Raw genomic sequence first — 13397 nt, 5'->3', positions numbered from 1 at the left:
AGTTATTTGTATCATACAAAATAGAAACAATGCAGTGAGTTTATCCGCCGTTTTGCGATGCATATTTTGCCGAAAAGATTTGTAAAAATCCGCCATTATGGTTTTCTCAGCAGCACGTGGAAACAAATGAAGCTTAAAAATCTGCAACAGAATTTAGGCATTCAGCTCAAAGAAAAACTTCTATCCAAAACTTTTCAGCCGAAATGCAGTTGTTGCAAAGTTGGGAATCTGGTAACGATTGCAACGTTCGATTTACGCGGTCCGCCAAGTTGGTTTTTGGAGATGAGCCAAAACTTTGAAAAGCCTAAAATCTAGCATTTTGGGTAAGGGATTTTATGCCCAAAAGTGAAGGAAAACACGATAAAACCGTGAAAAAATACCAATATTAGTCAAAAAAAAAGAGACTCTTCCCGAAGTCTCCTGTATATCTTTAAAATTTTCCGTAGATAAACCCATAATGCTGAAAAAAACTCCCGAAGCTTCCGTTCAACGGACCGCGGCTTGGCGATAGTGGCGGATTAGAAAGCCAAAACTTTCAATTTTGCACTAAACCAAACAACAGCTTTTTATTATTTAATAAATTAAGAAATAAGGAAATATAAAAAGCTGTTGCGACTAAAAATGCACGAACTTTCTATATTTCCCTTAACCCGCCATTTCGCCAAGCCGATGTTAGCAGAAGTTTCTTTATTTTTTCTCTTTTAGTTTTTTGAAAAAATCTTTTGTCAGTTTTTTATTATGCTTCATTGTTGGCAGTCCAATGCTTTTACGATTTTTGTCAACTTGCACAGAATCAGAGATTATGCTGTTTCCTATATAAGTTGCGTAAAGAATATTCTCTTTTTTTACTTGTAAATGATATCGGTCAACCATTGTTGAATATTCTCGAGGTTGACATTCACCTGTTTTAATATAATCCTTAAGTTTGGATTCAAAAAAAGGATAATCTTCAGAGAATGACATATGACTAAAAAAATTTGTGAGTGGCAAAAAGACATTATCATTGCCTATTAGCCCAACTTTATTTAATGAAGGATATCCATAATTTGTAAAAATCCATTTCATCAGATTTGCATTTTTTTTATCATTTCTTATCATTAAATCAACATCTGCCCGTTTTCCTTCCTGGTCCCGGATAAATAATGTTGTTATAGAATCCATCAAAACTCTATCTCTTGATTTTTCCCAATTTTCAATTTCAGATATGACTTTAATACTGTCAATATCATATTTTTGGAATAATGGTAAATGATTTTTATAGGAGTTTTTGTAAGGCGCAATAGTCTTTATAAATTTTATGAGAGTTTTTTTTCCACCAAAGTTTCTACCATATTTATCACTTAAATAAATATAATTTTCAAATTCATTTATTCTTTCTTGATTTTTAGGTTCATATTTTCGAAACAACTTTTTATATTTTTTTATTGCAATTTTAGGTTTTTGCGCGATCCGATAAATACTGTCAATCTCGTTGACTTTATTATAATAGTCTATATAGTTTCTCTCTCTTGTTTTGCAAGAACCTAAAAAGAATATTATTAAAAAGAAATAAAAAATATTGATTTGCAGTTTCATTTGCAGTTTTTTTTGGTGAAATTTCTGCTAACGGAAAAGGGCTTTGCGAGGTGCGGGCTACTGCAACCGAAAGTGGAGAGGTGAACCAATCTCTAGCAAAAACTTTTTCCATTTTTTAAAATTACGAAACTAAAAAATGGAAAAGTTTTTTGCGGGTATTTTCTAGAATATTTCTAAGATTTCCTTCAACCCCGCATCTTGCAAAACCCATGTTAGCCGCAGCTTTTTTATTCAATTTTTGGATAGAAAATATCATCAGTTTTTAAAATTAAAATTTTTTCTTTTTTGTTTTTGTCTTTTAGTTTCAAAGAATAAAATATGTATTTGTCATTAAAATATATCATTTTAGCATAATTAAATTGTTTATATTTTTCACGAACAATAGTATTCACAATGTTTATGTTTTCTAGATTATCAGACTTATATATCATATTTCTAATATTGATAATAATAAATAGTAGAAGTAAAAAAGATATTCGTATGGTCAAATCTACAACAACATATAAAACATCTTTAATGTGTTCATAAGTTTTAGTTTTATTTTTGTAGTTTGAATAAAAAAATTTGAGTATTTTCAGTTTTGGGTCAACTTTAGGATATAATTGAAAAATAGTTCTAATGAAAAATCCTAAAAAAAGTAAAATTGGAATAATTATTCCAAGGTAACTTGAGAAAGTATTCCTTTCTTCATTATAAATGCTAGTGTTAGGATAAATAGCAATAGCAATTCCTAGCATAATGCTCATTGTTAAATTTAACCATAGTGGAATTTTATCAAGTTCGTCAGTGAATAAAGACTTAAAAAATTTTATTGGTTTTACGATACGATATAACATTATTAAAGTAACAATTACTATTCCTACTGTTATGCCGTCAGAAACTAATTGAGTAATAGAAAAAAATCTTACATAAGGCAAACCAATAGTTAGTAATTCCAAAACCTGCCACAACCCTCCAATAATTGAAGGAATAAGCACAATTAAAGATAAATTTTCCTTAATGTCTTTTTTAATAAATTTTAAAAATTTGTTTTCTCTAATTATTTCTTGCTGTTCGTTCATAAAATTGCGGCTAACGGTTTGGCGCTTGGCGCAGTGGCGGATTTCTGAGCACTAAACTGTCAATACACCACAAAAGTTGATGCGAGGTAGAATGTTCAATTAACCACTTCACCCGCCATTGAGCCAAACGCTTGTTATGTGGCGTTATTTAGTTTCTTGTTCATTTTTTCTGCGAGTTTATAAAATTCCGAGAAGTAGCTCTCATCGTATTTTAAGTCTTTTTTGAACTCTTCAAGATACAGTGCTTTCAGCTTATCTTTTGCTGATTTTCTCTCAATTTGATTTTCTGATTGTAAGCCAAAAACAAGTTCGGGATTATCATTATTTACTTTAGTTTTTATAAAGTCTGGTAAAAGACCTTCTACACATCTGTACCCTGGCTTGTCTAAACCAATTACAAAGTAATCGCTATCTTTAATGTACCCTGCTTTTTCAAAATTTTGTTTGACATTTGAGATTGCATCCAAATCAAGGGTGACAACAAGTTTATTAAATCGCTCCTTTATAAATTTTAGCAAAACTGGGTTATTTAAAAATCCAAATCCGCCATATGGGTAAAGTTCGCCTGAAAATTTAAGACGTTTTTCTCCGTGTTTCTTATCTCTTAATAGATTAAAATATTCAATATCAATTGAACCTTCGAGTAGCATAATATTATTTTCTTGGCTAAAAAATGCTTCTTTAAGAGTTTCGAACTCAGGACCAACCATACCTAGGGCCAATTCAAAAGGTTCTCGCCAATTAGCGCCTTCTATTTCTTCAATTTTTGATTCTCTAATTTTATTGCGTTGAATATTTCTTTTTACAAGAATATTTGATTTTGGATTGTGATGACTTAGCAAATAAGGACTGTGAGTTGTGGCAATAACTTGTATTTCCAACTCTTTACTTAAATCTTGTAAAATCCTACCGAATTCTGACTGGGCAGATGGATGTAGGAATGATTCAGGTTCTTCAATTATCACAATTGGTGTAATCTTGTTTGATTCATCATCTTGGTCAATCAAATTTTTAGCATTGAAAATACTGCTTAATATTAAAGTTCTATTTTTTGTGCCGCTTCCCCATTCATCAAGCGGTAGTTCAAAGTTTTTTTCACCTAACGATATTTCATATGGTATCCTTTCGTAATCCATATCGAAACCACTAAATGTTAAACCTACTTCATATTTTTCTTGCAATCTACCAATTAACTCCTGTAGTTCAGATTTATGTTTTTGAATTGCTTTTGATAATTCTTTGTTGATTTGGTTTACTTTACCTTCAATAGACTCTTTGGCTTTTGTGCTTAAATTTTCAAGTTGTCCGTGATTTGTTCTTCTAAACGGACTTTGAGGTTGAGTTGAATTGTGAAAAACGATTACTTGAGCGAAATGAATTCTACGCAAAATCTCACCAACCTTATATTTGTCTGATACAGATTTATTTTCTACAGTTATCTCTGTACTCGAATCTTTAGGGTTAGTATTTAATATTATTTTGATTATTAGCTGTGTATCTTTTATTTCAAATTCTTCTTTATCGTCTTTAGAGTCTTTAAGAAATACTTGCAAAAATTTAATTAGTCCAATATCCGCTTTACAGTCTAATTGAATTCTTACAGTTAGTTCAATGCTTTCTTTTGATGCTTTTGGTTTCCATACAGGAAAATCCGTGTGATAATTTAGCCTATGTCGGTTACTCACTGGCCCCAAAACATTTAAAATTGCTCTAATTATATTAGACTTGCCTGAATTGTTTTTGCCACAAATTGCAGTGTAAAAGTCTTCAAACTCAATTATGCAATCTTCAAATGACCTAAAATTCTTTAAATGTATATCTTTTATTTTCACTAGTGTCGTTTTTTATTATGCCACATAACGTTTTGGCGCTTGGCGAAGAAGCGGATTTCGAAGCACTAAACTGTCTGCCAGCACAAAACTTAATACGAAGCACAAAGCTTCATTTAAGCACTGAACCCGCTTTTTTGCCAAACGCCTGTTATAGGCAGATTTTATTTCTTGCTCCATTCGTCCCAATAGTTTTTACATATTTCTCCGAACTGGTCTATTGTCAATTCGTTTTTATTCTGGTCATATACTTTGATTGTTCTGCAACTAATTGTCAAGTTACCACCGCAGTAGTCAAAGCTTGTGTCGTGTTGATTGCAAGTTATTACAACCACGCCTTCTTTAATGTCGGCTGATAGTATTTCAAGTTCCGCTTTAAAAATGTCAGCATATTCGGTCTTTACAATAGTTGGAAGGTCAATCGGATTTGTCCACGGGTCAAGTTCTAATTTGTCTACATTGATTAGCTCAATGTAAAACTTGTCAAATGTCTTGTCAATTCGTTCCGCCAAATATTCACAGTCAACCGTCAGCGTCAACAAGTTTTTGTCTCCCGTCCACGCAGAAATTGTCTCATCGTGTAGGATTGAAAAAATATCTCTTATGTCTTCGGTTACTGTCATTCTAAATTTGCCTATAACATTGTTTTTTTACGAAACAAAACACGGTGTAGTTTCGTAAAATAACACCTATATGCGCATTTCGTAAAATCTATTGCTAATATAATTAATTTTTTGTAAATTAGATACTTAGTAAGTTATTTTTTGTGGATAGCGAAACAAAATAGGTTAAATTAGAATTATTTAGGTATGGATAGCGAAACAATATTAAGAACCTTACACGACCGATTACAAGTGCAACGCTATGCCAATAATACCATAAAATCGTATTGTGGTTATGCACAAATATTCTTAGAGTATATGAATAAATATCGTACGCTCAACGAAATACCTATTGCTGAAATAGAGGGTTTTATTAATGAAAAAGTATTTCAAGACAATATTAGTGCATCTTATCAACGCTCTTTAGTTGGGGCAATTAAGAAAATTTATGAGTTGGTCAATAATCAATCGATAGAGTTAAATTATTTATATCCTAAACGAAAATCAACCCAACTGCCTACTTTCTTTTCTCAAGAAGAAGTGAGAAAAATATTAAATGCTACAGAAAATTTAAAGCATAAAGCAATTCTTACCACTATTTACAGTTGTGGATTGCGCTTAAGTGAGTTAATAAATCTTAGACTAACCGATGTAAAATCCGACAGTAATTTACTGTTAATACAACAAAGCAAAGGGAATAAAGATAGGTTAGTAGCTTTACCTGATAAGTTATTAAGTTTGTTGCGAGAATATTATATTGAATATAAACCCAAAGTATTTTTATTTGAAGGAACTAATGATGAGCAATACGGGGAAAGAAGTGTTCAGTTAGTTTTGAAAAAGTCAATGAAAAAAGCCAATATTGCAACAAAAGGCAGTGTGCATACTTTGCGTCATTCATACGCCACACATTTAATAAAAAGCGGAATTGACATTCGGGTTGTACAAGAATTATTAGGACATAGTGATATTAGAACAACCATGATTTACACTCATATTACAGATGTAGATAAGAAATCGACACCAAGTCCATTAGATTTTTTATAACCTAAAATAAAAAACCCAACTTTACATTTTTGGGTGTAAAATTGGGTGTTTATCTTTTAACTGATTAATTACCAGTGTTTATTGCGGAGAGAGAGGGATTCGAACCCCCGGACCTGTTACAGTCAACGGTTTTCAAGACCGCCGCAATCGACCACTCTGCCATCTCTCCATAAAACGTTTCCGTTTTAAGTGGTGCAAATATACTTAGGTTTTAACATCTCTGCAAGAAAAATCTACACTTTGCTTTTAAAACCTTAATTATCAACAGATAAAATTTCATAAATCCTGCTACCCGCCACAACCATAGCTACTCCCAGTAAAATACTTAGTACCAAATAAAGTATTAGTATTGAAAACTGAGAGTTTTGCCATAACTGAAGCGATTCGTATGAAAACGTAGAAAACGTGGTAAATCCACCACAGAATCCCACGAGTAATAAAAGACGCAAATCATTTTGCTCTTTTAACAGGTAGCTACTGAGCATACCGAAAAGTAAACATCCCAGCATATTTACTAGAAAAGTCCCCATCGGAAATCCCCCATAATTCCAGCTTCGCATCGTCAGATGCGATACCACATACCTTAGGGAACTTCCCAGGCCGCCGCCTAAAAAAACCAGCAGAAGCGTGCGCATCCTACTCCAGTTCTGCTAAATATTTCTCGGCGTCCATTGCAGCCATACATCCGGATCCGGCGGCAGTGATTGCCTGGCGGTAGATATGGTCCTGCACGTCTCCTGCTGCAAATACCCCCGGTAGGTTGGTCCGGGTACTTCCCTTCTCTGTCAGGATATATCCATTAGCATCCACCGTAATCTGACCTTTGAATATTTCCGTGTTGGGCTTGTGTCCAATGGCAATAAAAATACCGTGCACTGGAATCTCGGATTTCTCTCCCGTCTGGTTGTTCAGCACTATGGCTTTTTCTACCAAACTATTTTCTCCCTCGATTCCCACCAGCTCATGAAAATACTTAACCACCAAATTAGAGGTGTTTTCCACCCGGTGCACCATGGCCTTAGAAGCGCGGAACTCTCCTTTTCTTACTAACATCGTTACCTTACTTGCTAATTTTGCAAGGTAGGTAGCTTCTTCTGCGGCGGTATCTCCACCCCCTACGACAATGACCTCTTTTCCTTTATAAAAGAATCCATCACACGTAGCGCAGGCAGACACCCCACCTCCGGCGTATTTTTTCTCATCGTCCAGTCCCAGATATTTGGCGGTGGCTCCAGTAGAGATAATCACAGTGCGCGCCTGAATTTCCTTGTTTCCTGCATAGAGTTTATGGATGCCTCCCACCTCGGTGGAAAACTCCACTTTAGTGATCATTTCGTAATGCACCTTGGTATCAAAGCGCTCTGCTTGTTTTTGTAGTTGCAGCATCATCTCAGGACCTGTAACTCCGTCCGGATACCCTGGGAAGTTATCTACTTCGGTAGTAGTAGTAAGCTGACCTCCTGGTTCCAAACCGGTGTAGAGCTTTGGTTTTAGATCCGCTCTTGCAGCATATATAGCGGCTGTAAATCCTGCAGGACCTGAGCCCACAATCACGCATTGCTCTATTGTATTCTCCATAGTTATAGTATAGTAATGTAAAGTTATTTTGATTGCGTAAAATTCGTCATTTTGGTTTGTCTCTGCAATGCAAATCCATGTTTTTTATCAATCGGGATATCTCTTTTAATCAGTTGCATAATTTAAAATTCCGTACGGTTAGGTAGAAATTTTCAGTCTGTCTGCATGCAGAATTTTATATACCATCTCTTTTAAAAGCTCCTCGTCCGTGGCGGATCCTGCGCCCAGACCTTTTACTTTCATGTCGGTTTCCCGCAAAATGGAGATAATTTTGGTTGCGGTTTTTAGCGGATAGAAAGCGGCCGCGCGCTCGTAGTCCTTTAGGAAAAAAGGACTTATGCCCATAGCAGAGGCCATTTCCTCTCTTGAGGATCCACGCATTGTATGAAATATAATAAGACCTGAAAAGAAATTATACAGCGTACCCACCGTAAGGACCATGGGGTTACTCTTGGTGTTTCTTCCTACATAGAACGCAATTTGCATCGCGCGGTCTAAGTTTTTCTCTCCCAGGGCCCTTTGCAGTTCAAAGACATTGTAGTCTTTACTTATTCCAATATATGTTTCTACTGCCTTTAAATCCAGCGTTTTTTCCCCCAAAATCATCTTGAGTTTATCCAGTTCATTGACAATGCGGGAGAGATCGTTGCCTAGGTATTCCGCCAAAAGAGGTGCTACCTTGGGATCCGCTTTTAAATTCTGCTTTCGTAAATAGCCTTCGATCCACTGCGCTAGCTGGTAGTCTTTAACCGGTTCACTGTAATGGAGCCACTTGGAGGCGGAAAGTTTCTTAGTGAATTTCTTGCGCGCGTCTAGTTTCTTATACTTATGTGCAAAGACCAGAATGGTGGTTAAGACCGGTTGATTTAAATACTGCTCGAATTGAGTGGATTCGGCCTCTGCCCAGCGCAAATCCTGCGCTTCTTTGACTATAATAAGATTGTAAGGGCCCATCATTGGAAACTGCTGCGCGAGAGAGAGAATTTCAGCAAGCGAAGTATCTTTTCCGTATACTACGGTTTGTCCAAAGGCGCGGTCCTGCTGCTCCAGCACTTCTTCTTCCAGGCACTTTACCGCTGCATCCATGAAATAGGGTTCCTCTCCATGAAAAAAATAAACCGGTTGAAGTTCTTTATTTTTGATATTTTTGAGCAATAAATCTAACTCTTTCATAAACGGTGCAGCTACAGGCTTTGAATTTCCCTTCGACGTACGATTTTAAAATCAGGAAAGACAAAGATAAGTTTTTTATTTATGACCCTACGCGTCGCAGCTACCTGCTGCTCAGCCCGGAAGAATGGGTACGTCAGCACTGGATCCACTATCTTATACAGGACAAAGGCTATGCACTTTCTGCCCTTCTGTGCGAAAAAAAGATTGTCCTTGGAAAGGTAACCAAACGTCTGGATATTTTAGTCTCGCGCAAACTTACCACTGAACTTCTCATCGAATGTAAAGCGCCCCATATTTCCCTCTCCCAATCTACTTTTGAGCAGATCGCTCGCTACAACAGTGTAGTAAATGCACAGGGACTTTTGCTCAGTAATGGTTTAGAGCATATTTTTGCAACGCAAACTAAAGAGGGATACCAATTTTCCCGCTACGAATTTTAATCCACCATCCGGTAATTTATGAATGAAATAGCACAAAAGAAAGCGACTTTTCTAGGTATTGTCCCTTTACTCGTATTTGTCCTGACGTTCCTTGGCTCAGGCATTTACAATAATGACTTCTATGCCCTGCCCTCCCCGATTGCAGCCATGATCGGTATTGTAGCAGCCTTTGTTCTTTTTAAAGGATCTGTAAGCGGGAAAATGGACGTATTTCTTAAAGGCTGCGGCGATGGGAAGATACTTACCATGTGTATTATCTACCTTCTTGCCGGAGCCTTTGCCACGGTATCGAAAGCCTCAGGAAGCATTGATGCCATCGTACAGATGGGAATGGACTATATCTCGCCTGCCTACTTTGCGGCGGGTGTGTTTGTCATTGCCTCCTTTCTTTCCTTTGCTTCAGGAACTTCCGTAGGATCCATCGTTACCCTGGCGCCCGTGGTACTGGAAATGGCGCGCCAAAGCCATACGCCCCTAGGTCTTCCTGCAGCAGCGCTGCTCTGTGGTGCTATGTTCGGGGATAACCTTTCCATCATTTCCGATACCACCATCGCTGCCACGCAGAGTGTGGGATGCGAGATGAGGGATAAGTTTCGGGCGAATTTCAAGCTCGCGCTGCCTGCAGCGCTCCTTGCCATTGCCCTTTTCGTATGGGCAGCCCCAGAGGCCTCCTCCGTGCAAAGCTCTACCACTTCCCTTCCGTACAATCCGCTACTAATTGCTCCGTACCTCTTGGTTATACTATTGGCCGTAGCGGGAGTTAACGTTTTTGTCACTCTGTTTTTAGGACTTGTCTCTGCTGGGGTTCTTGGAATCACTATGGGAAGCCTCGATTTTATGCAGTTCACCAAATCGTCCTACGAAGGGTTTACCAGTATGTCGGAGATATTCTTCCTCTCACTGCTCACCGGAGGGCTGGCGGCCCTGGTAGATCGGGCCGGAGGCATCCGCTTCATCCTTACAGGCATCCAACGGCTCATCGGATCAGAAAGAACGGCGCTACTGGGGGTAGGGGGCCTAGTAAGTCTTACCAATCTTTGTATGGCCAACAACACCATCTCCATTCTTATCTCCGGGAAAGTCTCCAAGGAAATAGGAGATAACTACGCTCTGGACCCCAAAGACACAGCCTCGGTATTGGATATATTCGCCTGCTACGTGCAGGGACTGGTGCCTTATGGCGCGCAGATCCTACTGCTTATTTCCTTAAGCAGCTACACTCTGGGATTTTCAGAGCTCTTTTTTCAGGCATACTATCTGCATTTGCTGCTTGCAATAACTTTACTTTATATTCTTTTTAAACCCGCAAAAAAAAGCCCCGCACATGCATAAGAAAGCACTGGTTTTTGATTTCGGTGGAGTTCTTATGGACTGGAACCCACGGTACTATTTTTCGTCGCATTTTGATTCTGAGGAAACTATGGAGTTCTTTCTCTCAAAGATTGCCAGTGACGAGTGGAATGCACAGCAGGATAAAGGACGAAGTCTTTCTGAGGCCACGGAGCTGCTGGTAGCGATGCATCCCGACTGGGAGGCGGACATCCGGGCATACTACCAGAACTGGAGCACGATGCTCAAAGGGGAAATCAAACAGAATGTGGAGGTATTAAGACGTCTTGCCCAAAATCGTTACCCCCTCTACGGGCTTACCAACTGGTCGCACGAAACCTTCCCCTATGCACTGGAGCACTATGACTTTTTCAGTCTCTTCGAGGGAAAAATTGTCGTATCGGGCGAGGAGAAACTCATTAAACCGGATCCAGAGATTTTTCAGCTGCTTATAGAGCGCTACTCACTGGATCCCAAAGAGAGTATATTTATTGACGACAACTACCAGAATATCCTTACGGCAGAGAAATTAGGATTTGATGTAGTACATGTGCATTCGGAGCTAGAACTCTCTGACGCACTGGTAGAAAAAGGAATAGTGCTTTAATCCTCTTCGCGGTGGACGGTCTCTATAGAGAATGCAGGAAGGCACACCGAGACGTAATGGCATTCTTCGAGGAAAGGATTGGAGTAGCGCACGCGGGTACCCCCACTGATACGGATGCTCTCCCCTTGGTGCAGTACAATAGTCTCTCCTTCTAGTTCAAACTGTTTTCGGCCTTGCAGCACCAGGGTATACTCGTCAAATTCCGGTGTCTGAAACGGCTCGCTCCATCCGGCCGGGGCAATCATCGCTGCAATGGAAACTTCGGGATTTTGGTTGGAAGAACCAAAATGTTCCAGGATGGTCTTTCCGTCGGTAGTAGGCACCTGGAAAGGGGTGCGCTGAATCTTAAACTTCTTCATCGGGGGTAAATGTGAGTTTGGTTTCTCTTTTTATTACCGAGAGTACAATATGGCTGTGGTACTGTCCGATATTGGGTATATTGGCAATGACCTCGGTAACAAACTGATTGTAGTCTTTAATATTCTTTGAAACGACCTTGATCATATAATCATAGGTGCCACTTAGGCTCACCACTTCCAAGACCTCGGGCCTTCCCCCAATTTGCTGTTCAAAGATATGGAGTTTTTCCAGGGACTGTTCCTTCAGGGTGATATTGCAGTAGGCCATAAGTTCAAAGCCTGCGCGGTCCGGGTTTAAAAGTGCCACATACTTCTCTATAATACCGGCCTGCTTCATCGTTTTAATCCTCTCGTAGGTAGGCGAGAAAGAAAGCCCTACCTTCTCTGCTATTTCCTTTACGGCCAGGGTAGAATCCTCCTGAAGCAGGTTGAGTATACGCTGGTCGGTGCTGTCTAGTGTCTTCATTCCTTTATTTTTTCAAGAACCTCGTAGAAATCTTTGCCGATAAGGTCCAGTCCCAAAACCCCCACGCTTCCCACGTGGCTGTAGTGTAGCTCCGAGGGCTCGTACGTGTAGCAGCCGTTTTGAATGGACTTTCCCACCTCTTGGTAGGCCTGGCGAAAGGTCGTGCCTTTCTGCATCAGTTGGTTTATCTTCTCTACGCTGAAAAGATACTCATATTTGGGATCATTTAAAAGTCCCTTCTCTACTTTGAGCTCTGGAAGAACGCCAATGAGCATCTTAAGACAGGATTTAAGCTCCTGTATAGCAGGAAAAAGAATTTCCTTGGTCAGCTGCATATCGCGGTTGTATCCAGTGGCTAGATTATGGGAGAGCAGGGTCAGTTCCGAAGGCAGCGACTGCAGCCGCGAGGTCTTTGCACGGATCAGCTCAAAGACGTCAGGATTCTTTTTATGGGGCATAATGCTCGATCCGGTCGTAATGGTATCTGGAAACGAGAAAAAGCCAAAGTTCTGCCCCAAATAAAGGCACAGATCGTTGGATAGCCCGCCAATGGTGCTTCCAATAGAGGCCATGGCCACGGCCAGAAAACGCTCGGTCTTCCCACGGGACTTCTGCGCGTAGATGGAATTTACGTGCATGGACTTAAACCCCAGTAAATCGGTAGTAAGCCTCCGGTCCAAAGGAAAGGACGATCCGTAACCGGCTCCCGAACCTAAAGGGTTTTTAAGGGCTATGCGCTGGGCCGCAGAGAGAAGCTCCAGATCGTCGGTAAGGCTCTCGGCGTAGCTTGAGAGCCAAAGTCCCACCGAGGAGGGCATGGCAATCTGGTAGTGCGTATAGCCGGGCATAAGCTCCTCCCGGAACTTTCCTGCAAGGGAAGTCAGTACCACAAAAAGACGTTCCACTAGTTCTGCTATCTGCTGGATTTCGCTTCGTAGATACAATTTTATGGCAGTAAGCACCTGGTCGTTTCTACTTCGTCCGGTATGGATTTTCTCGCCCACAGCGCCCAAGCTTTGTATCAGTTCGTATTCAATCTGACTGTGTACATCCTCTACATTAGGATCGAGCGAAAAGCGGCCCTCTCTGCACCGCTCAAGCATCTGGTCCAGTGCCTCGAGCACAAGAGAAAGCTCCTCCCTAGAAAGCAGACCTATACGCTCCAGCATGGTGGTGTGTGCCTTGGTACCTTCCATATCGAAGGGGGCAAGCAGCAGGTCAAACTCACGGTCTCTTCCTACTGTAAATTCATGGATCCCTTCAAATGCGCTCTGCTCTTCAGAGGATTTTGACCAAATGGGTGTGGCTTTTTTTTTCATGGTGCTTGTACT

At 39.6% G+C, this 13397-nt stretch carries 14 protein-coding genes, 1 tRNA gene and 1 pseudogene; 5 read left to right on the top strand and 11 right to left on the bottom strand.

Going from position 1 to position 13397, the window contains the following annotated elements; all coding sequences use genetic code 11:
* Positions 1-36: 36 nt before the first annotated feature.
* A pseudogene (locus tag IC612_RS01240) lies at positions 37-315 on the top strand (transposase); the annotation flags it as partial.
* A gap of 372 nt (positions 316-687) precedes the next feature.
* Here IC612_RS01240 and IC612_RS01235 read toward each other — a convergent pair.
* The 4 genes from IC612_RS01235 to IC612_RS01220 form a co-directional block, all read right to left on the bottom strand.
* Entirely contained in the window at positions 688-1575 is an 888-nt protein-coding gene (locus IC612_RS01235; protein ID WP_194738346.1) for a hypothetical protein, read from the bottom strand.
* Between the two features lie 227 nt (positions 1576-1802).
* The gene (locus tag IC612_RS01230) at positions 1803-2636 is read right to left on the bottom strand and encodes a hypothetical protein (protein ID WP_194738345.1); all 834 of its coding nucleotides are present in this window, start codon (positions 2634-2636) and stop codon (positions 1803-1805) included.
* Between the two features lie 134 nt (positions 2637-2770).
* Positions 2771-4468: an ATP-dependent nuclease gene (locus IC612_RS01225; RefSeq protein ID WP_194738344.1), complete on the bottom strand. Its 1698-nt coding sequence runs from the start codon at positions 4466-4468 to the stop codon at positions 2771-2773.
* A gap of 161 nt (positions 4469-4629) precedes the next feature.
* Positions 4630-5088, bottom strand: a complete 459-nt coding sequence (locus IC612_RS01220; protein ID WP_194738343.1) for a hypothetical protein — start codon at positions 5086-5088, stop codon at positions 4630-4632.
* A gap of 186 nt (positions 5089-5274) precedes the next feature.
* On the opposite strand from IC612_RS01220, the gene IC612_RS01215 reads away from it, so the two are divergent.
* The gene (locus IC612_RS01215) at positions 5275-6114 is read left to right on the top strand and encodes a tyrosine-type recombinase/integrase (RefSeq protein WP_194738342.1); all 840 of its coding nucleotides are present in this window, start codon (positions 5275-5277) and stop codon (positions 6112-6114) included.
* 84 nt (positions 6115-6198) lie between these two features.
* Here the strand turns inward: IC612_RS01215 and IC612_RS01210 are convergent.
* The 4 genes from IC612_RS01210 to holA form a co-directional block, all read right to left on the bottom strand.
* Positions 6199-6283: transfer RNA gene (locus IC612_RS01210), tRNA-Ser, on the bottom strand.
* A gap of 85 nt (positions 6284-6368) precedes the next feature.
* On the bottom strand, positions 6369-6749 hold the full coding sequence (crcB, locus tag IC612_RS01205) for a fluoride efflux transporter CrcB (RefSeq protein ID WP_194738341.1): 381 nt from the start codon (positions 6747-6749) through the stop codon (positions 6369-6371).
* A 1-nt stretch (position 6750) separates the two neighbouring features.
* Positions 6751-7692 (bottom strand): thioredoxin-disulfide reductase, encoded by a 942-nt coding sequence (trxB, locus tag IC612_RS01200; RefSeq protein WP_194738340.1) that lies wholly within the window; start codon positions 7690-7692, stop codon positions 6751-6753.
* A 138-nt stretch (positions 7693-7830) separates the two neighbouring features.
* Positions 7831-8865: a DNA polymerase III subunit delta gene (gene holA / locus IC612_RS01195; RefSeq protein ID WP_194738339.1), complete on the bottom strand. Its 1035-nt coding sequence runs from the start codon at positions 8863-8865 to the stop codon at positions 7831-7833.
* Positions 8866-8870: 5 nt separating this feature from the next.
* Between holA and IC612_RS01190 the strand changes: the two genes are divergently transcribed.
* Genes IC612_RS01190 through IC612_RS01180 form a run of 3 tightly spaced genes read left to right on the top strand, consistent with a single transcriptional unit; the run spans position 8871 to position 11241 of the window.
* Positions 8871-9305 (top strand): type I restriction enzyme HsdR N-terminal domain-containing protein, encoded by a 435-nt coding sequence (locus IC612_RS01190; RefSeq protein ID WP_194738338.1) that lies wholly within the window; start codon positions 8871-8873, stop codon positions 9303-9305.
* 18 nt (positions 9306-9323) lie between these two features.
* Complete coding sequence (locus tag IC612_RS01185; RefSeq protein WP_194738337.1) at positions 9324-10637, top strand: Na+/H+ antiporter NhaC family protein; 1314 nt, start codon at positions 9324-9326, stop codon at positions 10635-10637.
* Positions 10630-11241, top strand: a complete 612-nt coding sequence (locus tag IC612_RS01180) for an HAD family hydrolase (protein WP_194738336.1) — start codon at positions 10630-10632, stop codon at positions 11239-11241. The genes IC612_RS01185 and IC612_RS01180 overlap by 8 nt, the downstream gene beginning before the upstream one ends.
* Here the strand turns inward: IC612_RS01180 and IC612_RS01175 are convergent.
* The 3 genes from IC612_RS01175 to argH are packed head-to-tail and all read right to left on the bottom strand — an operon-like array spanning position 11238 to position 13385.
* Complete coding sequence (locus IC612_RS01175; RefSeq protein ID WP_194738335.1) at positions 11238-11600, bottom strand: cupin domain-containing protein; 363 nt, start codon at positions 11598-11600, stop codon at positions 11238-11240. The two genes, IC612_RS01180 and IC612_RS01175, sit on opposite strands and share 4 nt — an antisense overlap.
* Positions 11587-12066, bottom strand: coding sequence for an Lrp/AsnC family transcriptional regulator (locus IC612_RS01170; RefSeq protein ID WP_194738334.1), 480 nt, complete (start codon positions 12064-12066; stop codon positions 11587-11589). Before IC612_RS01170 ends, IC612_RS01175 begins: the two co-directional genes overlap by 14 nt.
* Complete coding sequence (argH, locus tag IC612_RS01165; protein ID WP_194738333.1) at positions 12063-13385, bottom strand: argininosuccinate lyase; 1323 nt, start codon at positions 13383-13385, stop codon at positions 12063-12065. Before argH ends, IC612_RS01170 begins: the two co-directional genes overlap by 4 nt.
* Between the last annotated feature and the right edge of the window lie 12 nt (positions 13386-13397).

Source organism: Planobacterium oryzisoli (assembly GCF_015354315.1).
GTDB lineage: Bacteria > Bacteroidota > Bacteroidia > Flavobacteriales > Weeksellaceae > Planobacterium_A > Planobacterium_A oryzisoli.
Note: the sequence above shows the minus strand (reverse complement) of the source record. Positions and strands in the feature narration are given on the sequence as shown.